Origin of the sequence: Amycolatopsis sp. NPDC049159 (assembly GCF_040648295.1) — a bacterium.
GTDB classification, from domain to species: domain Bacteria; phylum Actinomycetota; class Actinomycetes; order Mycobacteriales; family Pseudonocardiaceae; genus Amycolatopsis; species Amycolatopsis pretoriensis_A.
Map to the genome: position 1 here is coordinate 197,181 of NZ_JBEZDL010000016.1, position 23,966 is coordinate 221,146.

A 23,966-nucleotide genomic window follows, 5' to 3' on the forward strand; every position below is an offset into this window, starting at 1 on the left:
ATTCCGCCACCTCGCGTGCCAGTTCTCCAGCTCTGGTCGCGACTGAGCAGACCTCGGGACGACGCCAAGCGTTTGCTTGGTCCGCGACAGACGGTGGTCATCTGCGACGAAGTGCAACGGCACCACCGAAACGGCGACAGAGCGCCACCTGACCAACTCAAGATGAAACTGGCCCGCACAACCAAGTAGTCAACTCAAAACCGCTGGTCAGCCCCCTTCCCATCTTTGGTCTCCCGCCGGGCACCTCTCATGACTATCGCAGCACGGCGTTGCGGGTGAGCTCGTGAAACCAAGCCAGGACCTCGACGACGGCCTGCCGGTCAGCTGGGTCCGCCAGCAACTGAAGCGGAAACCCCGGACGGTGCTCGAGCTTTGTCTCCGGCAGGTCGACCCCCTCGATTCTGTTCAGCCGTTGCCGGAGTTCTTCGCGGCGGCTGCGTTCGTTGAAGGGTGGGCGGATGCTGAGGTGCTCGAACACCACCTCGAACTTGCCACTTGGGTAGAGAGCCACGGGCCAGATGTTGCCTCCCGGTTCCGACTTGTCCCGGGACATGAGGAAGCAGGAGGTCTCCTGGCCGGTTCCGTACTCCAGCTGACCACCCATCTCCGTCCACGCGTTGATCACCTCGACCACGGCGCGGGCGAGGTCCGGGCCCTGCTGCTCGACGAGCTGCGAGCGGAACCGGTCGCGCAACCGGGCGTCCTGACCCGGTGCGATTTCCGGTACCCAGTCCGGGATCTCCGCTCCGCGCAGGATCGCGAGCCGCTTCGTGGTGAAGCGCCGTTCCGGGTCCGCCTGGCCCTGTGGGTTGAAGGACAGGCCTTCCGTTTCGAGCAACGCGCGTGGGTCGTCGGTTCGTGACGGGTCCGGCCAGGCGAAGTTCGGCGATACCTTGCCGTCCGACTGCAGCACGCGGTGCGCGTTCGGGGCGGCCGTCGTCGCCAGCCGCTGTCCGACGGGGACCGGGTGGCTGCCGATCAACGCCGCTAGATCGCCGTAGGTTGTCCACGAGCCGGCCGGGAGGGCTGCGAGGGTCTGGTCGATCACGTCCCACGCTGGGCCGGACGGTTCGGCCACGCGCTCAGCCGGGGCCGGCCAGGTGGCGATCACTCGCTCGGCCAGTGCGTCGGCGCGGGCGTGGATCTGAGGACGGCTCCACCGTTCCTGCTCGGCGATCTCCTGGTTCATGCGCACCCCGCTGGCCGCCAACAGCGGACGCTTGACGGCAAAGGAACTGTTGCTCAGCTTGGCGTTGTACCCGGTGAGGGTGAGGTTTCCCAGCGTGTGCACCAAAGCCTCGTGCACCTGCCCGAACTCTTCGCCGGCCTCCAGGTCTTCGCCCAGCGCTTGCTGCCAGTCACTGGTGGGCGTCTGCGGAAGCACATGCTCGATGGTGAGCTCGGAAAGGTCCACCGGCTCCTTGCTGGCATATGTTTCTTCCAGCCAACGCAGCACGAGCGAGCGTTGACGGGGACGGCCGTTCAGGTAGTACGGAACCGACTGGATCGCCTTCCGGAGTTCCTGGTTCGTCGCGTAGTACTTGCGGCCGGTCGAGAGGTAGCGGTGCAACGCTTGGTCGACCGGCAGGTCACCGTCCATTTCGGTGACGATCGAGAGCAGGACGCGGTTGATGCTGGCTGTCGCGCGGCCGATCAGGAGACGGCGGACGAAGTAGCTCTCCAGGTAGAGCATCGCCGTGGCGATCTGCTCCGAAGCGGCCGAGCCGCTCTCTCGCCGGTCGAGCAGGTGGAGCAGTACCGGATAGACGGTCGTCGTGCCCCACGCGTGTAGCCGGGCGAGCCGTTCCCGGACCGCGGCGTCGGGCTCGAGGGCCGGATCGAGGATCCTGCGCAGCAGCTGCCCGAGCCGGCAGAACCGCGCCACCTCCTTTTCGATCTCCTCCTCGGTGCGCATCGGGTCGAGACGTCGCTGCTGACAGGCGTAGGTGTCGGTCTGCTTGATCCGCGGATCGCCCTGCACGAGATCGAGCCAGAACAGCAGTTCGAGCTGGTCGCGGTCGAGGTGTTGCTGGAGCGGCAGCCACAGCGCCTGGTAGACGGCCTCACCCTTGGTCGGCAACCGCATGAACAGGTAGTTCCGCAGGAGGTCGGCTTGACTCAAGCTCAATCCCCTGTTGTTCAGCGACTCGAAGATCCGGTGTGGGTTGTCGCCTCGCTGGGCGGTCACCGAGACCAGCGCCAGCCCCGATATGACGGCGTCCTCGATCCGCTCGATGTCCTCGGGGTCTTCCGGGTCGTCCGCCGCGGCCAGCTTCGAAGCGAAGTACCGGTACGCCGAGCCGATCGGGTCAGTTCCTCCCGCGTGCGGCGCTGAATCGAGACACGCCTGGTAGGCGGGCCGGTCCGCCTGCGTGGGAACCAGTTTGAGCCGCTGCTGCTCGCGCTTCCACCTGTTGATGAGGTACTGCTGGTCAATGCGCTCCCGGTGCTCCGCGCCTTCTTCCTTGGCACGGTGGTCGCGAATCGCGCAGAGCAGGATCGACAGCGTGGTCAGCCGCTGCTGACCATCGATCACCAGGAACTCCTGCACGCCGGTGGGACCGTTGGCCGGGCTGGGCGCGAGCACCACGGAGCCGATGAAGTGGGTCAGCTCCGGGTCCTCGGCACGATCGGCGGCGAGCTGGGTGATGTCTTCCCAAAGCCGTTCGTGCTGTGCGCTCTTCCAGGAGTACGTCCGCTGGTACAGCGGAACCTGGTACTGCTTGGAACCCTCCAAGAGCTCCTGCAGCGTTGTCTCGCGGGCCGCGACCAAGTTCCTGTCCCCTCTCGATCGTCTTCGTCAGGTGATGCCGAGCCGGTGCTGCTCGGCCAGGACGATGCGCTGCTTCAGAGGTACCGCATCGTCATCGAGGACGGCAGGCCGGTGCTCACTCGCGTCGACGGACCGGCTGTCGGCGTCCTTGGCGTCACTCTTGCGGGCGAATTCTGCGAACAGCAGGCTCTTCTGCTCCTGGATCTCCCGCATCCGCTCGTCGACACTGCCCTTGGCCAGCAACCGGTGCACCTGCACCTTGCGGATCTGCCCCATCCGGAAGGCACGGGCGATCGCTTGTTCTTCCGTGCTCGGCTTCCACTGGGGCTCTGCGATGATCACCACCGAAGCGGCCTGGATGTTCAGCCCGACGCCACCGGCCTCGATCTGGCTGAGCAGCACGGCGTGCCCCTCGTGGCGGGTGAAGTCGTCGACGAGGTGCTGCCGCGCCGGCGGGGACACCGATCCGGTCAGCCGCCCGATCACCGAATCACCGAGCTTCTCCTCGATCGTGGTCAGGACGTCGAGGAAGTTGGAAAACACCACTACCTTGTAGCCGTCTTCACGAGCCTCGTCGACGATCTCGGCGAGCCGCTCGAGCTTGGCGGCTCCGGGGGCGCGGAAGGCCGCCTGGCGCATCTGCATCAGGTTGCGCGATCGGACGCTCGCCGCGTAGACGGCTTCATCGTCGGCGGTCAGCCGCACCCAATCCTCGACTTCGATCTTGTCGGGCAGCTCGGTGAGGACGTCCTCTTGGTTCCGGCGCAGGTACACCGGTGCGACAGCGCGGCGGAACCGCCGAGCGCCGGCGAGAGCGTCGGTCGCGTCGATCCGGCGAGCGATCCCCGGGTGCAGGTAGCCGACGAGGTTCCGGAACTCCTCGACCCGGTTTTCCATGGGGGTACCGGTGAGGAACAGCGCCCGCTGGGCACGGCCGACCGCGGCGGCCACCCTCTGGGACCGCTGCGAGCTGGGGTTCTTGACGTAGTGCGCCTCGTCCACCACGAGCAAGGCGACACCGGCATCGGCCAAGCCGTTCAACCGGCCGAGCGTGGTGAACGTCGTGACGGCGATGCCACCGGTTCGCAACCAGCGCCGGACCGCCGAGTCCCGGTCGGCACCGTGCAGGCTGTGCGCCGCGAGACTGGTGTGCTTGGCGATCTCGTTGATCCAGTTGACCTGCACGCTCGCGGGGCACACGACGAGGAAGCGAGTCTGTCCCTTCGCCGCCATGTGGCCGATCATGGCCAGCGCCTGGACGGTCTTGCCGAGCCCCATTTCGTCACCCAGGATCGAGCGTTCCTGGTGGATGGCGTACTGCGCGCCGAAAACCTGGTAGCCGCGCAACGTGGTCTTGAGCAGGCTGGTGTCCAGCGGGACCGCAGTGATCTTCTGCCGCAGCTCCTCGGGGATGAAACCCTGCGCGGCCTCGGTTTCCTGCTCTTCACCGTGGCCACCGACGGTGGACAGCAACGCGTTGAGCGAGGCTGCGTCGTTCGCATACTCCTGCCAGAGCTGCGCGGGCGAATACGCATCAGGAGCGAGGGCACGCTGTTCTCGCTGCACCGCTGTCTGCAACGAAACGACTCGAGGGTCGGCGAGGATCGCGTCGAGCTGGGCCAAAGCGGCCAGCGCTGTTTGCCTCTTGGCGCGGCGGCGGAGAAACAGCGCGACGCGGCTGGTGGTGGGCTCGGCCTGCTCGACCAGCGGCGTCGTCTGCGTGGTGAACTGCTGAAGCGGCTTCTGCAACACCGCTCGCGCGCGGTCAGCGCGCCGGGTGGCCGCCAGAGTTCCGAGGAGCTCGGTCTGGCCGGGATCCTGGCGGTCCGGGTCGAAGCGGACCCGGGCTTCGCTTCGCACTTGCCGGGCGAGCCGGACCGCGGCCGATGAGACCTGCTGGGCCGTCTGCGGGCCGATTCCCGGGACGGCCTGCAGCTCGAACGGGCTCGCGGCCACGATGTCGGCGACCGTGCGGTAGCCCGCCTCGGCCAGTGCGTTGAGCCGGACCCCTTTGCCGGCGAGGTTCCGGAGGTCGGTGACCGGCCGGTCAGCCAATGCGTCCCTCGCTTGCCGCTCGGCGAGGGCACTCGTCTGACGGCGAGCGGTCTCGCGGAGCGCCTCCGGGGCGGACAGCAGGGCGGCAACCCGATCGGCGAAGGCGCGGACGTTGGCGAGTGTCGCCTTCGCCGGCGCGCCGATCTTGGCCTTGGCAGCGTCGACCGCGTTCGGGGCAGTCATGCGGAGATTGCTCTCGCGAGGCGGCGCACGACCACGCACCTTACGACAACCGTCACCCTCGATCTCCCGTTCCCTGTACTTGGTCGGTCCCCCACCGAGCCCCGTACGCCAGGCCTGGGGTCAGACGCTGGAAGCGCAGGTGGATCTCCCCCGACGGGTCGACCGCGTGCGGGCGACCGCGGTAGGCCGGGTCCGAGACGTCCCGCTGGAACGCTCCCTCCAGTACCCGGACCTCCGGCTGGCCGTCGAACCGCACCCGCAGGTCGAAGGACTCGCATGGCTGGCGCGGGACGCACACCATGTGCGGGTGCAACGCCGAAGGCGACGACAGCCGGAACAGCACCGACGACTCCCAGGACTCTCCTCGGGTCAACGGGCGAGGCAAGGCAAGGGCGAAGCCCCAGCGGTCCGACGCCTCCATCCCGCGGTCCACCAGACGTCCGCCGTAAAGCACCGTCGCCGAGACGTCGCGGCGGCCGGCCGGGAGGGAAACCGCCAGGTCCAGGGAGGTGAGACCGTCCCGATCGGCCACGATTCGACGTTGCTCGAGGACCAACGGCGCCCCCTGGTCCAGCACCAGGGACACCGAAAGGGACGCCGTGTGCCAGCTGTCCGCCGACGGGGCCGCCGCAGGCGACGATGAAGCCAGCTCCGCCAGGACCTCGATCGCCTCGTCCACGCGACGGCGGACCGTCCGCGGGTCTCGGTCCAGGAGGGAAGCCGCCCATCTGACCCGGTCCTGGTACAGCGGGTGGCGGGCCTCCGTCGAGATCGCGAAGGCCGCCAACGCCGCCACCCTCAGGTCCTCCGGAAGGTGCGAGGCCAGCGACGACAGCCGGCCTGAAACCTTCTCGCGGATCGCCACCATTCCGTCGCCCTCGGACACTGAGCACGCCGTCCTCAAAAAAGGCCCCACTCGGTCGTCCACGCGGCCCGCCAGGCCTCGGCCCTTGCGCAGCGTCTTCAGCTCCTGGATCAGCTCCGCGCGCTCCACCATCGTTCTCCTTCAGTGCGTCTCCATGGCGGGTCACCCCCTTCAGGACAGCGTGCGATCGCCCGGTGGACGAGAAGTGGACAGAACGTGCATCACCGCGGCGATCAGGGCCTTTCCCAGGCGGATGCCGTCGCGGCCCAGGTAGCAACGGAACGTGCCGATGCGGCTCAACGCCGCTTCGTCCGCGTCGCCCACGCCGTACGCCACCATTCGGGGGCGGTCGGCCCACGAAGGATCGGCGAGCGACGAGAAGGCCGCGGGCCAGGTCACCGGGTCCGTCGGCTGGCCGTCGGACAGGAAGAACACCAGGGGGCGGTGGACGTGGACGCGGTGGGCCGCCAGCGCCCGCGCGTCGGACTCGATCGCTGTGCGCAGGAATGTGAACACCGGGCCGAAGTCGGTACCGGCGGACGGGCCTGGTGGGGGGAGCTCGGCCAGCTCGTCCATCGGCAACAGGCTCTGGACCAGGGAAGGCGCCGCGCCGAAGCCGATCACGCTGCAGAGCACCCGGTCCAGCAACGACGCGTGGACCGCGCCGCGGAACTCGCGCAAGCCCGCGTTCAGCTCGTCGATGTGGTCGGCCATCGACAGCGAGACGTCGCACGCTATGTAACACGGCAACACGTCGGACCCCATATCCGTTTCTCCTTCACCCCTGATTCGACCGGGCGAAGCCTGGCAAGCGCGCGTGTACCGAACGTGCAAGAAATGCGGATTTTCGAAACCCTGACGGCCGATTGCGCGATGTCAAAAGAGGACAGCAAGCTGACAGCGGGGAGGCCGCGTGGAGTACCGGATGCTCGGCCCGTTGGAGGCGTGGCACGACGGCGCGCCGGTGCCGCTGGGTGACCAGCAGCAGCGGTTCGTCCTCGTCGTGCTGCTCCTGAACGCGAACAAGCCGGTGTCGAGCGCCCGCCTCGCCGAGATCGTCTGGACCGGCCGGGAAACCAAACCCACCCTGGTGCGCAGCTACGTCAAGCGGTTGCGCGACGTCGGCGTGGGCATCGAGACCACCCCGACCGGCTACCTCCTGCGCGTCGGCGACGAGGAGCTCGACACCGTCCGGTTCGACCGGCTGCGCGCCGAGACCGGGCGGGCCGACGACCCGCGGCGGAAGATCGAGCTGCTGCGGGAGGCCGTCGGGCTGTGGCGGGGGCGGTTCCTCGAGGACATCGACATCGACCGCGTCGGCGGGCCTGGGGTGGGGTTTCCCGAGGAGAGCCTTTCCGACGTCGTGGGCGACCTCGCCGAGCTGGAGCTGGACACCGGTGACCACCGCTCGGCGCGCGACCGGCTGCGGCCGCTCGTGCGGTCCGACCCGGCCAGCCAGAAGCACGCCGGGCTCCTCATGCGTGCCCTGCTCGCCGGTGGTGACCAGGTCGGCGCGCTGCGCGTCTTCCGCGGCACCCAGGCCGCGCTCGCCGAGCTGCGCATGGAACCCGGGCCCGTGCTGCGCAACCTCGCCGCGCGCGCCGAACACGGCGATCCGCCCAGCTCGCTGCCGTCGCGGCCCGGCGCGTTCACCGGGCGGGCCGGCGAGCTCGCCAAGATCGAGACGGCCGCCGTGACCGGCCGGAGCGCCGTCTGGGTCAGCGGGGCACCCGGCGTCGGCAAGACCGGACTCGCCATCGAAGCCGCGCACCGGCTGCGCGACCGGTTCCCGGACGGCCAGCTCCTCGCCCGGCTCAACGGGTTCACCCCCGGCGTGCCCGAGACCAGCGTCGGCGACGCGCTCACCGAGCTGCTCGTCGAACTCGGTGTGCCGGCCGAGCAGATCCCGGCCACCGTCGGCCGGAAGGTCACGCTCTACCAAACGACACTGTGGGGCACGCGCACGCTGGTCGTGCTGGACAACGCCGCGTCGGCCGAGCAGATCCGGCCGCTGCTGCCCGAAGCCGACGGCTGCCTCGCCATCGTCACCAGCCGGCGGATGGGCGATACCGGCGAGCCCGTCCGGCTGTCACCGCTGCCGGCGGACGAGGCCGCCGAGCTGTTCACCGCGCTGACCGACGCGGCGCGCGTACGCGGGCGGGCGGCCGAGGTCGCGCTGGTCGTCAAGCGCTGCGGGTACCTGCCGATGCCGATCCGCGTCGCCGCCGCGCTGTTCCGGCGCCACGACCGGTGGCCGCTGGAGCACCTGCTCCACCTGCTCGAAGAAGGTGGCCCGTGGGGTGAGGACGACGGCATCGCCGCTGTCCGGGTGTCCTACCAGCAGCTCGGCGAGCCGCAGCGCGCCATGTTCCGGCTGCTCGGCGGCCTGCCGGGCCCGGACGTCGACGTCGCCGGCGGCGCCGCGCTCGCGGGGTGCGACGTCACCGCGGCCCGGCTGCTGCTCGACGACCTGCACGAGGTCAGCCTGCTGGAGGAGGCGGCGCCGGAGCGGTACCAGATGCTGGACCCGCTCAAGGAGTTCGCCGCCGTCGAACCGGCGCCGCGGCAGGCGCTGGTGCGGCTGCTCGACTTCTACCTGGTCACGCTCGCGGCCGCGGTCGGTGCCGCATACCCGTTCGACCGGGCGCAGCTGCCGGCTTCGGACCGGTCCTGCCCGGTCACGCCAGCGTTCGCCGACGAAGCCGCCGGACTGCGCTGGATCGCCGCCGAACAGGTCAACCTCGTGGCCGCGATCCACTACGCCGCCCGGCACGACCTGCCCGAGCACACCTGGCGCCTCGCCGTGCTGCTGTGGCGCTACTTCAACACGACCAACCAGTTCGAGGACTGGATCGGCACGCTCGAACTCGCCTGGGAGACCGTGTCGGCCGACCCCGGCAACGACTACGGCCAGGCGCACGTGCTGCTCCGGCTGGCGACCGCGAACGACCGGCGCGGCAAGCTCGCGGAAGCACTCGAACTCGCCGCCCAGGCGCTGCCGAAGTGGCACCGCCTCGGTGACGCGCGGGGCGAAGCGGCAACGCTGTGCGCGCTCGCGATCCCCACGATGGAGCTGGGCAAGCACGAGCAGGCGATCGCCCACCTCGAGGCCGCGCTGGCGAAGTACGAGCTGAGTGAGGACCGGCGGGGCGAAGCCCACGCGCTGAGCATGCTCGGCTACCTCAACGAACTGCACGGCAACCTCGAAGTCGCGCTGGGCCAGCACGAAGCCGCGGCGCGGATGCTGCGGGAAATCGGGCACGTCCAAGGCATCGCGCACGCGCTCAACAACCTCGGTTCGGTGCAGGAGAACCTCGGGCTGCTCACCGAGGCGCTCGGCAGCTACACCGAAGCGCACGCGCACGCCGCCGAAGTCGGCGACCACTGCGTCGAGGCGTACGCGCTGAACAACATCGGCAACGTGCACCGCCAGCGCGGCAAGTTCACCGAAGCGGTGCGCTACCACGACAAGGCCAAGGAGGTCGCGGCCAACGTGCCGGACGCCGACCTGCGCACACAGCTCTACCTCGACCGCGGCGCGACGGCGCTCGCGCGGGGTGCGCACCGGGACGCGCTCTCCGCCGGCCGCGCGGCCTTGGACCTGGCCGTCGGCGACGGGAACCGCACCTATCAGGCCCGCGCTCACCGCGGGGTCGCGGAAACGCTGCACGCGATGGGCGCGCACGACGACGCCGTCACGCATTGGGACGCCGCCGTCGAAGCGTTCGCCGAACTCGGTTTGCCGGAAGCCGGTGAATTGCGATCCGATCGCGTTGATTGGGAATGCGCCTGCGCTTCGCGGTGAATGCGGCCCGGGCCGGCCGCCCCCGGCCCGGCCGGCCCGGCCTGCGTCAGCCGTGCCAGGGGTTGCCGTCGGTGCCCGCCGGCGGCGGGGTGGTGGTCGTGACCGGCGGCGGCGTGCTGCCGCCGCCGTCCGCGAACGCCGTGGTGGAGCCGATCAGCGGCGCCGCCGCGATGATGCAGAGGGCCAGCACGGGGCCACCGATTCTGGCCAGCTTTCTGGGCAAGGACATGACGAATCCCTCCTCGGGAATGGTTTTTTCAGGGGATTCCGGAGTGATTTCCGGCCCTGCAACCAGGATTCGTCAAGCAGTGTTAATCGACTAGGGGTTTCCCGTTTCACGCAAGAACAGGAAACAGGAAACACCACCGGCGAACAGCAGCGCCGCGGCGGCGGTCAGCGCGAACGCCGTCGAGGTTCCGGAGGCCAGCACACCGAGGACGGCGACCCCCAGGACGGCGCCGGTCTGGCGGGACGCGTTCAGGGCGCCGCCCGCGATCCCCGCCAGTTCCGCCGGCGCCGAACCGACCACCGCGGTCAGCAGGGACGGGATCGCCAGCGAGACGCCGAAGCCCAGTGCTGCCAAGGCGAGCACCGAGAGCGCTTCCGGGGGCGAGAACGCCTGGAGCAGCGTTCCCGATGCCATCAGGGAAAAGCCGGAAACCGCGGGGATGCGCGGGCCGATCCGGGCGACCAGGCGGCCGGTGAAGATCGGGTTGAACGCCGTCGGGACGGTCAGCGGGAGGAACGCCAAGCCGGTGGCCGACGGGGTGTAGCCGCGGGTTTGCTGGAAGTACAGCGACAGGACGAACAGGACGCCCGACAGGCCGAAGTTCACGATCGCGCCCGCCAGGAGGCCCCAGGAAACGAGCCGGCGCGGGAGCATCGCGTCCGGCCGGCGTTGCGCCCGGAGGAACACCAGTGCCGCCACGACGGCGGGCGCCAGGGCCCAGAAAACGCCTTCGACCAGGGCGTACGTCAATGTCGACAAAGAGACTATCGCGGCCAGCTGACTGGGCACGTCCATCCGCCCCGGCTTCGGCGGCATCGACGGCGCGGAGCGGGAAAGCGCCAGCGCGATCAGCGCCACCGGGACGTTGACGACGAAGATCGCGCGCCAGCCGAACGCCTCCGTCAGCACGCCGCCCAGCAGCGGGCCCGCCACCAGCCCCGTTCCGCTCACCGCCGCCCACACCCCCATCGCCCTGGCGCGCGCGGCCGGCACCGGGTACGCCGTCGCGATCAAGGACAGCGACGACGGCACCAGCAAAGCCCCCGCCACACCCAGCAGCGCGCGGAGGGCGATCAACAACGAGGGGGATGCCAACGCGGACAACCCCGACAGCACCGCGAAGGCGACCAAGCCGGTCAAGAACACCCGGCGGGCGCCGAAGCGGTCCGACCACGCGCCCGCCGTCAGCAGGAACGCCGCGAACGTCAGCGTGTAGCCGTTCGAAATCCATTGCTGGTCCGCCAGCGAAGGCGACAGCGCCGGGAGCGCCACCGTCACGATCGTCGTGTCCAGCATGACCAGGAAGTAACCCAGCGAAAGGCCGGTGAGGAGTCTTGCCACACCTCGAAGCCTGGACGCTCGGTGACACCGGTGGAAGCAGGGAGTTACGATAGGCGGTATCGGGAACTCCGATGGGGGATGCCATGGAACTGCGCCACCTGCGCACCTTCCGCGTGGTCGCGCGGACGCTCAACTTCACCCGCGCCGCCGCGGAACTGCACTACGCGCAGTCCAGCGTCACCGAGCAAATCCAGGCACTGGAAGCGGAACTCGGGTCGAAGCTGTTCGACCGCGGGCGGCAGCTGCGGCTCACGTCCGCCGGCGAACGTCTGATCGGGTACGCCGACCGGATGCTTTCCCTCGCCGAGGAAGCCAAGGCCGCGGTCGAGGAAAACCGCGGCGAGCCCGAAGGCGAACTGACCGTCGGCGCACTGGAAACCCTGTGCGCGCACTGGATCCCGGAGATTTTCACCGAGTACCGGGCCAAGTGGCCGCGCGTGCGGCTGACGCTGACCGAAGGCGGACGCGGCGAGCTGTACCAGGCCGTGCGTCAGTCCGAAGTGGACGTCTGCTTCACCTTCGGCAGCCCGCCGGCCGACCCCGCGTTCGCGAGCGAACGCCTCGGGGAAGAGCCACTCGTCGTCATCGTCCCACCCGGACACCCGTTGGCGGACAGGGAAAAGATCGAGCCCGGCGACCTCCGCGGGGTCGGTTTCCTCGCCACGCCGAAGGGGTGCGGCTTCCGGGAAATGCTGGACCGGATCGACGGGCCGGTCATCGAGACCGAAGTCGCCAGCATCGCCGCGCTCGGGCGGTGCGTGGCCGCCGGGATGGGGTGCGCACTGGTGCCCGCGCTCGCCGGCCGCGGTGACGCGGTCGCCGTACCCCTCGCCGGGGAGACGACCGCCGTCACCATGACCTGGCGCAAGCGCGACGAGCACAAGCCGAACGTCGCCGCGCTGCTCGCCACAGCCGGGCGCGTCAGGGCTTGAGCACCGCCAAGCCGTCGGCCACCACGACGCCGTCGTGCAGCACGGTCCGGTCGCGGCCGCGGTCCATCACCGCGCTGGTCGGCGTTTCGCCGTCGACCAGCACGAGGTCCGCGCGGTCGCCGACGGCCAGGCCCGGCCGGTCGTCGACGCCGGCCAGGCGCGGGACGTCGTGGCTCATGATCGACGCGCCGCCCAGCGTGGCGACCGCCAGCGCCAGCTCGATGTCCGCGTCGCGGCGGAAGCCGCGGGTGAACGCCAGCTGCCACGTGCGGTCCAGCAGGTCGCAGTTGCCGTACGGGCTCCAGTAGTCCCGCTGGCCGTCCTCGCCGAGCCCGATCCGCACGCCCGCGGAAACGAGGTCCAAAAGCGACAGCTGCCCGGCGGAAGACGGCGCCACCGTGGTCATCGCGATGTCGAGCTCGGCGAAGTCGTCGATCACCCGGCGGCTGACCGACTCGGAGATCGAGCCGAGGTCGTAGGCGTGGGACATCGTGACCTTGCCCCGCATGTCCAGCGCCCGCACGCGCTCGAGCACCAGGTCCGTCGAGAACAGGCCGAGGTGACCCGGCTCGTGCAGGTGGATGTCGATCTCCGCCTGGTGCTTCTCGGCCAGGCCGAACACGGCGTCCAGGTGGCCCTTGGGGTCACGGTCCACAGTGCACGGATCGATGCCGCCGATCACCGTCGCGCCGGAGCGCATCGCCGCGTCGAGGACGTCCAGGGTGCCCGGTTCGCGCAGGATGCCCGCCTGCGCGAACGCCATGACGTGCACCTCCGCCTGGTTCGCGAACTTCTCCCGCGCGGCCAGCACGGCGTCGAGCTTCTCCAGCCCGCAGTCGACGTCGACCTGCGCGTAGCTGCGCACCCGCGTGGTGCCGTTGGCGATCATCCGCTCCAGCGTGCCCGCCACCCGCTCGGGCAGCGGGACCTCCGCCGTGCGCCAGTTCTCCCGGTCGTTCGTCATCATCGCCCAGACGCCCGGAGCGCCGGTGTGCGGCCGGAACGGCAGTCCGATCCGCGTCGAATCGAGGTGCACGTGGACGTCGCTGAACGCCGGGAACAGCAGGCGGCCGCGGCCTTCGACCGCACCGGGGACCGGCGCCGGGTCGTGCGGGCGGACCGCGGCGATCCGGTCGCCGTTCAGCTCGACGTCACTGCGTTCGCCGCCCCAGGGCCGGACATCTCGGATCCACATGGGAGCCACGCTAGTCACTTGCCGATGGCGTCCACGCCGGCCTGCGCGAACGACTCGTCCTGCGCGCCGGAGGGCGCACCCGCGACCCCGATCGCGGCGATCGGGGTGCTACCCGCGGTCACCGGGACGGCGCCGGCCAGGAACAGGGTGCCGTCGATGTCCTTCAGCGTCGGGGCCTGCTGGAGGCGGCCGACCAGCTCGGACGTCTTCGCGTTCCACGAGACCGCCGTGAACGCCTTCTGCTGCGCCGAGCTGTAGGACTGCGGGCCCGCGCCGTCGCCGCGCAGGGTGAGGACGGTGGTGCCGTCGCGGTCCACCACGGCGACCGACACGCGCTGGCCCGCCTTCGTGGCGGCGTCCAGCGCGGCTTGGGCGCCCTTCGTGGCGGCGGCGATCGACAGGTGCGAGGTCTGGATGACACCCTTCGGCGTGGCCGGGGCCGCGGTGGCCGAGACGGCACCGACGGTGGTGGCGCCGACGGCGGCCAGCCCGGCGACGGCGGCGGCGATGCGGGTGCGGGTCGAGATCACGGTCTGCTCCTCGGGTCGGGGTTCGATGGCTCCAGCTTCCGCCCGCCACCAGGTCCTTTTCGTCATCAAACCGATCGACACCGAGGTCATCCGTTCGGCTGATGCGCGGACATCGGGGCCGGTCGAGGCTGGTTCCGGAGCCGAAAGGAGCGAGCATGGACGGCATGAGCGGAGCCGACGCCGACACGCGGTGGCTCGCCGCGGTCATGCACTCGGCGTTCCTCCTGCTGGTGCTGGCTTCGGCGGTGCGGTTCCTGACCCGCCACGAAGGCACGCCCCTGCAGCCGTGGGTGATCGGGTTCACCGCGGCCCTGGTCGTCGCGTACGGCGCCGGCCTGTTCGTCGAGCGGCACCTCGTCTGGCTGACCGTCGTGCTGGCGCTCTGGATCGTCCTGGTGGTGCTCGCACCCAGCTTCGCCTGGTCGGCGATCCCGTTGCTGGTCACCGGCCTGCGGACGCTGCCGGCCGGGCAGGCCCTCGCGCTCGTCGGCGTGATCACGGCGCTGGTCGTCGTGTCGCAGAACCGGCTGGCCGACGGCTTCGACCCGAACCTGACCACCGTGCCGATCGCCATCGCCGCGGTCACCGCCGCGGTGATCACCTTCATGCGGCGGCAGGCCGAGCGGCTGCGTGAATCCGAGCGCCGCGCCGGCGTGCTGGCCGAGCGGCACCGCGTGTCCCGGGAGCTGCACGACGCCCTCGCGCAGGGCCTGTCCAGCCAGTCGATGCTGCTGCAGGCCGCCGACCAGGCCTGGGAGCGGCCCGAGCTGGCCCGTGAGCACCTGCGTGCCGCGCAGCGCATCGGCGCGGGCAACCTGTCCGAAGCCCGGCGGCTCGTGCAGGACCTCGCGCCCGCCGACCTCGCCGACGCCACGCTCGAGGCGGCGTTGCGCGCGGTGGCCGGCCGGGCCGGGCTGCCGGTCGACGTCCGCATCGACGGCGACGAGCGGCCGCTGCCGGAGCGCGTCCAGTCCACTGTGGTCCGGATCGCCCAGGGCGCGCTGGCCAACGCGCGCGAGCACGCCGAGGCCGGCCGCGTCGTGCTCACCCTCACCTACCTCGACGACCAGGTCGTGCTGGACGTCGCCGACGACGGGCGCGGGTTCACCGAGGCCTCGCCCCGAAGCGACCGGGGACACGGGCTGCCCGCCATGCGCGTCCGGGCCCGGCAGCTCGGTGGCAGGCTGACCGTGGAGTCCGCGCCCGGCCAGGGCACGGTGGTTTCGGCCGCGATCCCGGTGGAGGCAGCGCCATGACGATCAGGGTTCTGGTCTGCGACGACCACGCCGTCGTGCGCGCCGGGCTGCGCGCCCTGCTCGCCGGCGCCGACGGCATCGACGTCGTGGCCGAAACCGCGAGCGGGGAGGAAGCCGTCGCGACCGCCGCCGCCGTGCACCCCGACGTCGTCCTGATGGACATCCAGCTCGGCGCCGGCATCGACGGGATCGAGGCCACGCGCCGGATCCGGGGCACCCCCAGTGCGCCCCGGATCCTCGTGCTGACGACGTACGACACCGACGCCGACATCAGCCGCGCGATCGCCGCCGGCGCGACCGGCTACCTGCTGAAAGCCGGGTCCGCCAACGAGCTGTACGCGGCGATCGAGGCGGCCGCGGCCGGGCGCACCGCGGTGTCCCCGGTGGTCGCCGACCGGATGATGGCGCAGCTGCGCACGCCGCGGCCCACGTTGACCGCCCGTGAACGGGACATCCTCCGGCAGCTCGCCGACGGACTCGGCAACCGGGAGATCGCCCGCGCGCTGTTCATCAGCGAGGCGACGGTGAAGACGCACCTGAGCCGGATCTACGCGAAGCTCGAAGTGGACACCCGGTCCGGTGCCGTCGCCGTCGCCAAGGAACAGCGCCTGCTGGACTGATCAGGCGTTGTCCAAAAGGGACAGGTGCTCCTCGGGAAGGTCCAAAGTGAACGCCGGGGCGATCGACTCGTAGTGCTCCCAGGTTCGCGGGCCGATCAGCGGGATCACTCCCTTGTGGAGCAACCACGCCAGCGCCACCTGGTTGCCGGACGCGCCGAGCGCGGAGGCCACCTTCGCCACCGCGGCCAGCCGCGCTTCGGAGTCCGGACCGGCGTACGCGCGCCAGATCGGAGTGGACTCCCGGTAGGCCGCGTCGTCGTAGATCCCGCGCAGCAGGGCGGAATACGCGGCCAGGGAGACGTCCGGGTGCAGCGAAAGCCAGTCCAGGAGCTCCCCGCCCGCGATCGACGGGACGTCGGCGCCCGTCGGCCGCAGGTACGAGTGCTGGACCTGGACCGCGACCGGGGACGCCCAGCCGTTCGCCGCGGCCAAGGTGCGGATGCGTTCGAGCCGCCACGCGCGGACGTTGCTCCAGCCCGTGTACCGGACCTTGCCCGCGCGGACCAGACCGTCCAAAGCGGACAGGGTCTCCTCCAGCGGTTCGCGGCGGAGGTCGACGTGGACGTAGTACAGGTCGATGTGGTCCGTTCCCAAGCGCCGCAGGCTTTCCTCCACCGAACGCCGGATCACCGCGGCGCTCGCGCCTTCGTACGTCCGCTCCCGGGCTTCCCAGTCCGTCGTGCCGTCGGGGCGGGCGGCGGCGCGGGCCGCGGGCAGGTCCAGGGGTTGCGCGGAGACCTTCGTCGCCAGGAAGACCCGGTCCCGGCGGCCCTTCAGGAGCCGGCCGAGCAGGGCTTCGCTTTCGCCGCCGGTGCAAGACGGCCCGGCCCACCAGGCGTAGCAGTTCGCCGTGTCGAGGAAGTCGCCTCCGGCGTCGAGGTACGCGTCCAGGATGCGCGCCGACGCCGGTTCGCCGGTCGACGTGCCCATCGTCATGCAGCCCAGCGACACCTGGCTGACGTGCTGACCGGTCCGGCCCAGTTCCACCTTCTTCATGGAGACGAACCTAAAGGGGAATCGGTCCGGTACTACAGTCCAATGTCGTGGCCGGATCACAGACCAATTGGGGTGTCCTGCTGGAGCTGACCGGACCGGGGCCGAAGCACGAGCAGCTCGCGCGCGCCCTGCGCAAGGCGATCCGCGGGCTCGAAGACGGCGTCGCGGTACCGCCGAGCCGTCAGCTCGCCGCCGACCTCGGCTGCTCGCGGTGGGTCGTGACGCAGGCGTACGCGCAGCTCGTCGCCGAGGGGTACCTCGACGGGCGCACCGGCTCCGCCACCCGGGTCCGGCGGGTCGGGGACGCCGTCGCCGCCCAGCCGCCGGCCCGGCCGGCGCCGCCGCGGTACGACCTCGCTCCCGGGCTGCCCGACCTGCGGCACTTCCCGCGGCAGCGGTGGGCGGACGCCGTGCGCGAAGTGCTCACCACCGTGCCGCACACCGACTTCGGGCTGCCCGAGCCGGGCGGCCACCCCCGGTTGCGCAAAGTCCTGAGTGACTACCTGCGGCGGGTGCGCGGCGCCGAGACGGACGACGTCGTGATCTGCGGCGGTGTCACCGACGGCGTCACCCGTGTTTGCCGCGCCCTGCAAGAGAAGGGCGTCACGCGGCTGGCCGTCGAAGATCCCGGGTGGACGCGGTTGCACCGCGCCGCCGCGGCGACCGGGATGGCGATCGATCCGGTTCCGGTCGACGAGGAAGGCATCGAGGTCGGGCGGATCCCGGGCGGGACGCGGGCCGTGCTCGTCACGCCCGCGCACCAGTTCCCCACCGGTGTCGTGCTTTCACCCCGGCGGCGCGCCGAACTCCTCGCCTGGGCGCGGGAAGTCGACGGGCTCGTCCTCGAAGACGACTACGACGCCGAGTTCCGGTACGACCGGCGGCCGGTCGGCACGGTCCAGGGCACCGATCCGGGCCGGGTCGCGCTCTTCGGGTCCGTCAGCAAGACGCTCAGCCCGGCGCTCGGGCTCGGCTGGGCGGTCGTTCCTCCACAGTGGACTGTCGTGGGACACGCGCCGCCCGTCGTCGACCAGCTGGCGCTCGCCGGGTTCGTCGGGAGCGGCGGCTACGACCGGCACCTGCGGGCCGCGCGGCTGCGGTACCGCGCGCGGCGCGACCGGCTCGTCGAGGCGCTCGGGCCCGCCCGGCTCTCCGGTGCCGCGGCCGGCCTCCACCTCGTCCTGCACCTCGACCGGGACGCGGAAGCCGTCGCGCGGGCGGCGCGCGAGAACGGCGTGAAGGTGGCCGATCTCGACGACTACCGCGCCGCGCCCGGCGAGCCCGCGCTCGTCCTCGGTTACGGCAACCTCGCCGACAACGCTGTCGGCGAGGCCGCCCGGTTGCTGCGGCAAGCGGCCGGGTGAGGTCTTCCAAAAGCCGCATCCAGGTGGCAAGGTGGCTCACCGACCGCGGGCCTGACCGCCGGTCGACGTTTGACAACGTTGTCATCTCCTGGGAGGTGCGCCCATGTGGTCGCAGAGCAGACGGATCGCCGCCGCGGTGGCCGCGGGGGTGGTGGTCGTCGGCCTGGCCCCCGCCGCGGCGCAGGCGGCGCCCGCCCCGGCGGATCCGGTGAGCCTGGTCAACCCGTTCGTCGGCACGCAGAACTTCGGCAACACGTTCCCCGGCGCGAGCGCGCCCTTCGGTATGGTGCAGGTCAGCCCGGACACCGGCGGTCAGGGCGGCTACGACTACCTGCAGAACGCGATCTACGGCTTCAGCCAGACGCACCTGTCCGGCGTCGGCTGCGGCGTGATGGGCGAGCTGCCGATCATGCCGACCACCGGCGCCGTCGACAGCGTCGACAAGAACGCCTACAAGTCCGAGTACAGCCACGACGACGAGCACGCCGAGCCCGGCTACTACCGCGTCGGGCTGAAGAAGTACGGCGTGAACGCCGAGCTGACCGCGACCGCGCGCACCGGCTGGCAGCGCTACACGTTCCCCTCGACCGGGCAGGCGAACGTCCTGTTCAACACCGGCCAGGCCAACCAGTCCGTGAAGGACTCCGAAATCCACGTCGTCGGTGACCGGACGCTCGAAGGGCGGGTCAAAGCCGGCGGCTTCTGCGCCGGGCACGACGAGCACACCGTCTACTTCACCGCGACCTTCGACCGGCCGTTCAGCTCGTACGGCACCTGGCGCGACTCGACGCGCACGCCGGGCAGCCGCGACGCCGCGGGTACCGGCGGCAACGGCGCCTGGGCCAGCTTCGACGCGAGCACCGACCACGACGTCGTGCTCAAGGTCGGCCTGTCCTACACCGGTCTCGACGGCGCGCGGAAGAACCTCGCCGCGGAGACGTCGGACTACGACTTCGACGCCACCCGCGCCGCGCTGCACCAGCAGTGGGCCGACAAGCTCGGCGCGATCAAGATCGGCGGCGGCACGACCGACCGGCAGACGGCGTTCTACACCGCGCTCTACCACGCGCAGCTGCACCCGAACCTGGCCGGCGACACCGATGGCGCGTACACCGGCTTCGACGGCAAGGTGCACACCGCGAGCGGCTACACGCCCTACCAGAACTTCTCGCTGTGGGACACCTACCGGCCGCAGAACCAGCTGCTGGAGATGCTCGAGCCGCAGGTCGCGCGGGACGTCGCCCTGTCGGTCGTCGCCATCGGGCGTGACGGCGGGTGGCTGCCGCGCTGGGCGCTGGCCGAGAGCGAAACCAACATCATGACCGGCGACCCGGTGACGCCGTTCCTGGTCGAAGCGTGGTCGAAGGGCCTGCTCGCCGGGCACGAAGAAGAGGCGTACGCGCTGCTCAAGAAGAACGCGACGACCACGCCGCCCGCCGATTCGCCGTACAACGGCCGTTCCGGCGTCGGCTACTACAACGACCGCGGGTACATCCCGAGCGGTCTGGAGCTCGGCAAGGACTGCGCGGCCAAGGGCGGCGACAACGACTGCGAGCACCCGGCGTCGGCGACCATGGAGTACTCGGCGGCCGACGCGGCGCTGGCGTTGATGGCCCGCGGGCTCGGGCACAACGCCGACGCGAAGCTGTTCGCCGACCGCGGCCAGTGGTACCGCAACCTGTGGGACTCCTCGATCCAGCAGTTCCGGCCGCGCACCACCGAGGGCACGTTCCTCACGCCGTACAACCCGGTCGACGCCGACCACCAGTTCCACGAAGGCGGTGCCTACCAGTACCAGTGGCTCGTGCCGCAGGACCCGGCCGGGCTGGTCTCGCTGATGGGCGGGCGCACGACGACCGAGAAGCGCCTCGACTCGTTCTTCGCGTACGGCAACCTGCTTTCCGACCCGGCGGGGACGGCGCGGAAGGACTGGATCGCCAGCCCGTACGACTACTACGGCAAGGCGACCTACAACCCGAACAACGAACCCGACCTGCTCGCGCCCTACATGTACAACTGGGTCGGCGCGCCGGCGAAGACGGCGACCGTCGTCCGCGCGGCGATGACACTGTTCACCACCGGCCCGGACGGCATGACCGGCAACGACGACCTCGGCACGATGTCCGCCTGGTACGTCTTCTCCTCGCTCGGGCTGTACCCGACGATGAGCGGCGCGAACTTCCTCGCGGTGTCGAGCCCGCAGTTCGAGTCGGCGACCGTCCGGATCGGACAGTACGGGCGCACCCAGGGCGGCACGCTGACCGTGACCGCGCCGGGGGCTTCCGACGCGAACCGGTACATCCAGAGCGTGTCGTTGAACGGCCGCGACGTCCGGCAGACGTCGCTGGACTGGTCCGCGCTGGCGCACGGCGGGACGCTTTCGCACAAGCTCGGGTCCAAGCCGTCGTCGTGGGGCACGTCGCCGGGCGCGACGCCGCCTTCGGTGAACAACGCGGCCGGTGACCCGCGGCGGCACGTCGACGCGTCGCTGCGGCAGACGTCCGTGGTGATCCCGGCCGGGGCGGCGCAGCAGGTGCACCTCGACCTGGACGTGCTGGCCCAGAACCCGGCGCTGCAGCCGGTGACGGTTTCGGTGTCCGCGCCTCCGAAGTGGAAGGCCCAGGTCCAGCCGCTGCAGCTGATCTGGTCGGCGCGGCTGCCGGTGCAGAAGACCGCGCCGATCACGCTGACGGTCCCGGCCGGGACCGCGCCGGGGACGTACCCGGTGCAGGTCAAGGTGAACGGGCTGGGCGCGAACAGCGTCTCGCGCTCGGCGACGGTCGAGGTCCGGACGCCGTCGGTGTGCGCGTCTTCTGGCGCACAGTGCGCGGTGGACCTCTCCCGCGACCTCAACCACGACGGCACGGCGACGGTGGCGGCTTCGACGGAAGGCAACTTCGACGGCGGCGGCTGGAGCTACGACGCTTCCCTGCTCCCGCCGGCGGGCCCGGTCGTCTGGGACGGCGTGACCTACGCGGCTCCGGACGCTTCGGGGACTTCGCCCAACTTCGTGGAGGCTCGCGGGCAGTCGCTGTTGCTGCCGGCCGGTCAGCACGGCGCGTTGCGGCTCGTCGGGGCGTCGCACAACGGCCCGGTGTCGACGACGCTGACCGCGCACTACACGGACGGGACCAGCGCTGACCTGACGGCGACGTTCGGCGACTGGGCCGGGTCGGGGTCGCCGGTGGTGCTGGAGATGCCGCACCGGATCAAGGCCGGGAGCGGGGTGGACGGCCCGCCGGTGCGGCTGTTCGGGATTTCGGCCGCGCTGGACGGCGGGAAGACGGTGCAGTCGGTGAGCCTGCCGAACGACCCGAGGGTGGAGATCTACGCGCTCACCCTGGCGTGACGGTTCGGTTCGCCGGTGCGCCGGCGAACCGTTCCACCAGGTCAGGGAAGCCGAACACGGTGATCCGCGCGATGCCGCCCGTCCCCGGCGTCAGCACCGCCACGCCGAACGGTTCGCCGCGGTGCCAGGTGGCCGCCGCGGGGTGGCCGTTCGCTCGGGTCGGGGTCATCCGCCAGTCGCCCGGGGCGCCGATCACGTGGCGCAGGAAGGCCACGCACGTGCGTTTCCCCGCGAACCACGAGCGGGACGGGACCGGCTCGATCACCGCGTCCTCACGCAGGAGCTGCTCCAGCGCGGCCAGGTCCGAAGTCGTGAACGCGCTCATGTAGCGCTCCAGCAGGGCGACCTGCGCCGGCTCGGCCAGCGCGCCGCCCGGGGCGCCGGTGTCCAGCCGGGCGCGGGCTCGCTGGAGGGTGCTCTTCACCGCCGGGACGGTCGTGCCGAGCATCTCCGCGACCTCCGCCGCCGGGAAGGCCAGCACCTCGCGCAGGATCAGGACCGCGCGCTGCCGCGGCGGGAGGAGCTGGAGGCCGGCGATCAGAGCGAGGCGGACGCCGTCGCGGGCCACGGCGATGGCCGCCGGGTCCGCCGACTCCGGCGTGATCAGCGCGTCCGGGATCGGGCGGGGCCAGGCGTCACCCGGTTCGGCCGGGGTGGGCGGGGCGTCCGGGTCGGTGGCGGACGCACCGAGGCCGGACGGGAGCGGACGGCGGGCGCGTTGCTCCAGAGCCGTCAGGCAGGCGTTCGTCGCGATCCGGAACAGCCATGTCCGGACCGAGGCGCGGCCCTCGAAGCGGTCGTACGCCTTGAGCGCGCGGAGGTAGGTCTCCTGCACGACGTCCTCGGCCTCGTCGGGGGTGCCGAGCATGCGGTAGCAGTGGGCCAGCAGCTCCCGCCGGTAGGGCTCGAAATCCACGGTCACCTTTGTACCGACCGGTGGCGGGCGCGAAAGGAATCGGTCAGGACCGGATGTCGGGCGACTGCGGCGGCCGGTCCAGGCGGCGGAACTCGACCCACTGGCGGCTCGCGTCGGCCCACGTCACCCCCGCGGCGGTCGAAGAACTCCTGCAACCGCCCGCGGCTCAGCTCGGCCGTCGGGGTGCCGACGAGGTAGTAGTCCAGCTCGTCGCGGATCCGGTTGAGGTTGTAGCGGGTCTCCTCCATCAGCACCCACCGCGAACGCCAGTTGAAGAACGCCTCGAGCCCGTCGAGGCCGCGGTGAGCAGGAGAGCGGCCAGTCCATGTCGGCCGACACCAGGTCGCGGAAGCCCAGGAGCTGGTCGCGCAGCGGGCGGTCGGGGTCGCGGCCGACGACTTCGAGGAAGCCGCCCTCGAAATCGAGCATCGCGTCAGGGTTCAGCCGGGCAAGCCTCAGGCGACGATGCGAGGCTCCGAAGCCAGCCGCGAAAGCACGTGCGTCAACCGCCGTGCCGCCACGTCCCACTCCTCCAGCGCGCTCCCCCTGCCCAGCGCCGCCGTCCGGAGAGAGCGGCGGAGCTCCGGGTCCGCGTACCACCGGTGCAAAGCGTCTGCCAGCGAGAACGGGTCGTCCGGGTCCACCAGCAGGCCCGGGACCTCGCCGTCCGCGTCGACGCCCAGCGCGTCGTACACCCCGCCGACCTCCGTGGCCAGGACCGGGATGCCGCGGGCCAGTGCCTGGGCGACGTACATGCCGGACGTCGCCGCGCGGGCCGGGATGACCAGGAGGTCCGCTGCGTTGTACGCCGCCGCCAGGTCCACCGCGTCGCCGGCCAGGGTGATGCGGCCGCCCAAGCCGAGGCGCTCGATCGACCAGTGCAGCTCGTCCACGTACGCCGGGTCCGTGGCCAGTGAGCCCGCGAAGACGCACGACAGGGCCAGGTGGTCGACCTCGCCGAGGGCCTGGACCAGCAGGTCCTGGCCGTTCCGCCGGGTCACGTCGCCGACGCACAGCAGCCTGGACACGCCGTCGGCGCCCGCCGCCAGCGGGGCCGCGTCGGTGCCCGGCTTGGCGACGTACACGCGGCTCGGGTCCAGGTCGTGCCGGTCGATCAGCAGGCGGGCGAGCCACGGGCTGGTCGCGACGACCATCCCGGCCATCCGCAGCGTCTCGCGCTCGCACGCGTCCAGCTCCGCGGCGTGCGCCGGGTCGAGGCCGGGCTCGTCGGCCAGGGCCTGGTGGACCAGCACGGCCAGCCGCAGGCGGCGGGCGTGCGGGACGACGATCTCCGGTACGCCCGACGCGATCATGCCGTCGAGCAGCACCACCGTCCGGTCGGGCAGCGCCGCCAGCGAGCGCGCGAGCCGGCGTCTCGACGTCGCGTCGGGCTCCGGCCAGTTGCCCGCGATCGGCAGTTCGAGCACCGGCTGCCCGACGGCGGGCAGGTTCTGGCACATGCGCTTGTCGTACGTGTCGCTCCCCGGTGGGGCGGCCGGGAGGATGAACACCATCGGGTCGGCAGGCCTCATCGCTCAACCTCCAGCGTGGATCGAC

Annotated in this window: 18 protein-coding genes; 6 read left to right on the forward strand and 12 right to left on the reverse strand. The window is 71.1% G+C overall.

The annotated features are described in order from the left end of the window. Positions 1-253 precede the first annotated feature (253 nt). From AB0B33_RS28560 to AB0B33_RS28575, 4 genes are read right to left on the reverse strand one after another with little or no spacing between them, the layout of a single operon-like run. Positions 254-2,773 carry a DUF262 domain-containing protein gene (locus AB0B33_RS28560; RefSeq protein ID WP_360777265.1) on the reverse strand — a complete coding sequence of 840 codons (2,520 nt, stop codon included), beginning with the start codon at positions 2,771-2,773 and terminating at the stop codon, positions 254-256. Positions 2,774-2,800: 27 nt separating this feature from the next. Further along, positions 2,801-5,050 carry an SNF2-related protein gene (locus AB0B33_RS28565; RefSeq protein ID WP_360777267.1) on the reverse strand — a complete coding sequence of 750 codons (2,250 nt, stop codon included), beginning with the start codon at positions 5,048-5,050 and terminating at the stop codon, positions 2,801-2,803. Between the two features lie 13 nt (positions 5,051-5,063). Continuing rightward, complete coding sequence (locus AB0B33_RS28570; protein ID WP_360777269.1) at positions 5,064-6,008, reverse strand: hypothetical protein; 945 nt, start codon at positions 6,006-6,008, stop codon at positions 5,064-5,066. Between the two features lie 39 nt (positions 6,009-6,047). After that, entirely contained in the window at positions 6,048-6,641 is a 594-nt protein-coding gene (locus AB0B33_RS28575; RefSeq protein ID WP_247018160.1) for a hypothetical protein, read from the reverse strand. A gap of 148 nt (positions 6,642-6,789) precedes the next feature. On the opposite strand from AB0B33_RS28575, the gene AB0B33_RS28580 reads away from it, so the two are divergent. Then, positions 6,790-9,681: a tetratricopeptide repeat protein gene (locus tag AB0B33_RS28580; protein ID WP_360777271.1), complete on the forward strand. Its 2,892-nt coding sequence runs from the start codon at positions 6,790-6,792 to the stop codon at positions 9,679-9,681. 46 nt (positions 9,682-9,727) lie between these two features. On the opposite strand, the gene AB0B33_RS28585 is transcribed toward AB0B33_RS28580, so the two are convergent. Together AB0B33_RS28585 and AB0B33_RS28590 are read right to left on the reverse strand one after the other, a co-directional pair. Further along, on the reverse strand, positions 9,728-9,910 hold the full coding sequence (locus tag AB0B33_RS28585; protein ID WP_360777273.1) for a hypothetical protein: 183 nt from the start codon (positions 9,908-9,910) through the stop codon (positions 9,728-9,730). A 90-nt stretch (positions 9,911-10,000) separates the two neighbouring features. Continuing rightward, the gene (locus tag AB0B33_RS28590; RefSeq protein ID WP_360777275.1) at positions 10,001-11,251 is read right to left on the reverse strand and encodes an MFS transporter; all 1,251 of its coding nucleotides are present in this window, start codon (positions 11,249-11,251) and stop codon (positions 10,001-10,003) included. Positions 11,252-11,334: 83 nt separating this feature from the next. Between AB0B33_RS28590 and AB0B33_RS28595 the strand changes: the two genes are divergently transcribed. Then, on the forward strand, positions 11,335-12,183 hold the full coding sequence (locus AB0B33_RS28595) for a LysR family transcriptional regulator (RefSeq protein ID WP_360777277.1): 849 nt from the start codon (positions 11,335-11,337) through the stop codon (positions 12,181-12,183). Here AB0B33_RS28595 and AB0B33_RS28600 read toward each other — a convergent pair. Together AB0B33_RS28600 and AB0B33_RS28605 are read right to left on the reverse strand one after the other, a co-directional pair. Next, complete coding sequence (locus AB0B33_RS28600; RefSeq protein ID WP_360777279.1) at positions 12,173-13,378, reverse strand: amidohydrolase family protein; 1,206 nt, start codon at positions 13,376-13,378, stop codon at positions 12,173-12,175. The two genes, AB0B33_RS28595 and AB0B33_RS28600, sit on opposite strands and share 11 nt — an antisense overlap. 14 nt (positions 13,379-13,392) lie before the next feature. Continuing rightward, the gene (locus tag AB0B33_RS28605; RefSeq protein ID WP_360777281.1) at positions 13,393-13,908 is read right to left on the reverse strand and encodes a heme-binding protein; all 516 of its coding nucleotides are present in this window, start codon (positions 13,906-13,908) and stop codon (positions 13,393-13,395) included. A gap of 155 nt (positions 13,909-14,063) precedes the next feature. Here AB0B33_RS28605 and AB0B33_RS28610 point away from each other — a divergent pair, with 155 nt between their 5' ends. Both AB0B33_RS28610 and AB0B33_RS28615 read left to right on the forward strand, forming a co-directional pair. Further along, positions 14,064-15,164 (forward strand): sensor histidine kinase, encoded by a 1,101-nt coding sequence (locus tag AB0B33_RS28610; protein ID WP_360777283.1) that lies wholly within the window; start codon positions 14,064-14,066, stop codon positions 15,162-15,164. Then, positions 15,161-15,784, forward strand: a complete 624-nt coding sequence (locus tag AB0B33_RS28615; protein ID WP_360777285.1) for a response regulator transcription factor — start codon at positions 15,161-15,163, stop codon at positions 15,782-15,784. Before AB0B33_RS28610 ends, AB0B33_RS28615 begins: the two co-directional genes overlap by 4 nt. Here AB0B33_RS28615 and AB0B33_RS28620 read toward each other — a convergent pair whose 3' ends face one another. Continuing rightward, positions 15,785-16,780 (reverse strand): aldo/keto reductase, encoded by a 996-nt coding sequence (locus AB0B33_RS28620; RefSeq protein ID WP_360777287.1) that lies wholly within the window; start codon positions 16,778-16,780, stop codon positions 15,785-15,787. A 47-nt stretch (positions 16,781-16,827) separates the two neighbouring features. Here AB0B33_RS28620 and AB0B33_RS28625 point away from each other — a divergent pair, with 47 nt between their 5' ends. Further along, complete coding sequence (locus tag AB0B33_RS28625; protein WP_360777289.1) at positions 16,828-18,144, forward strand: PLP-dependent aminotransferase family protein; 1,317 nt, start codon at positions 16,828-16,830, stop codon at positions 18,142-18,144. 103 nt (positions 18,145-18,247) lie between these two features. Then, positions 18,248-21,493 carry a GH92 family glycosyl hydrolase gene (locus tag AB0B33_RS28630; protein WP_360777291.1) on the forward strand — a complete coding sequence of 1,082 codons (3,246 nt, stop codon included), beginning with the start codon at positions 18,248-18,250 and terminating at the stop codon, positions 21,491-21,493. Here the strand turns inward: AB0B33_RS28630 and AB0B33_RS28635 are convergent. The 3 genes from AB0B33_RS28635 to AB0B33_RS28645 form a co-directional block, all read right to left on the reverse strand. Beyond that, entirely contained in the window at positions 21,480-22,409 is a 930-nt protein-coding gene (locus AB0B33_RS28635; RefSeq protein WP_360777293.1) for an RNA polymerase subunit sigma-70, read from the reverse strand. The two genes, AB0B33_RS28630 and AB0B33_RS28635, sit on opposite strands and share 14 nt — an antisense overlap. Positions 22,410-22,411: 2 nt before the next feature. Then, a complete protein-coding gene (locus AB0B33_RS28640) occupies positions 22,412-22,657 on the reverse strand; it encodes a hypothetical protein (protein ID WP_360777295.1) in 246 nt (81 codons plus the stop codon). A 207-nt stretch (positions 22,658-22,864) separates the two neighbouring features. After that, entirely contained in the window at positions 22,865-23,923 is a 1,059-nt protein-coding gene (locus tag AB0B33_RS28645) for a glycosyltransferase (RefSeq protein ID WP_360777363.1), read from the reverse strand. Between the last annotated feature and the right edge of the window lie 43 nt (positions 23,924-23,966).

Bases quoted from the DNA above. Each gene is read 5' to 3' on its own strand.
- AB0B33_RS28570 (WP_360777269.1), bottom strand. From the start codon at position 6,008: ATGGTGGAGCGCGCGGAGCTGATCCAGGAGCTGAAGACGCTGCGCAAG.
- AB0B33_RS28575 (WP_247018160.1), bottom strand. From the start codon at position 6,641: ATGGGGTCCGACGTGTTGCCGTGTTACATAGCGTGCGACGTCTCGCTG.
- AB0B33_RS28585 (WP_360777273.1), bottom strand. From the start codon at position 9,910: ATGTCCTTGCCCAGAAAGCTGGCCAGAATCGGTGGCCCCGTGCTGGCC.
- AB0B33_RS28595 (WP_360777277.1), top strand. From the start codon at position 11,335: ATGGAACTGCGCCACCTGCGCACCTTCCGCGTGGTCGCGCGGACGCTC.
- AB0B33_RS28600 (WP_360777279.1), bottom strand. From the start codon at position 13,378: ATGTGGATCCGAGATGTCCGGCCCTGGGGCGGCGAACGCAGTGACGTC.
- AB0B33_RS28610 (WP_360777283.1), top strand. From the start codon at position 14,064: ATGGACGGCATGAGCGGAGCCGACGCCGACACGCGGTGGCTCGCCGCG.
- AB0B33_RS28615 (WP_360777285.1), top strand. From the start codon at position 15,161: ATGACGATCAGGGTTCTGGTCTGCGACGACCACGCCGTCGTGCGCGCC.
- AB0B33_RS28620 (WP_360777287.1), bottom strand. From the start codon at position 16,780: ATGAAGAAGGTGGAACTGGGCCGGACCGGTCAGCACGTCAGCCAGGTG.
- AB0B33_RS28630 (WP_360777291.1), top strand. From the start codon at position 18,248: ATGTGGTCGCAGAGCAGACGGATCGCCGCCGCGGTGGCCGCGGGGGTG.
- AB0B33_RS28640 (WP_360777295.1), bottom strand. From the start codon at position 22,657: ATGGAGGAGACCCGCTACAACCTCAACCGGATCCGCGACGAGCTGGAC.
- AB0B33_RS28645 (WP_360777363.1), bottom strand. From the start codon at position 23,923: ATGGTGTTCATCCTCCCGGCCGCCCCACCGGGGAGCGACACGTACGAC.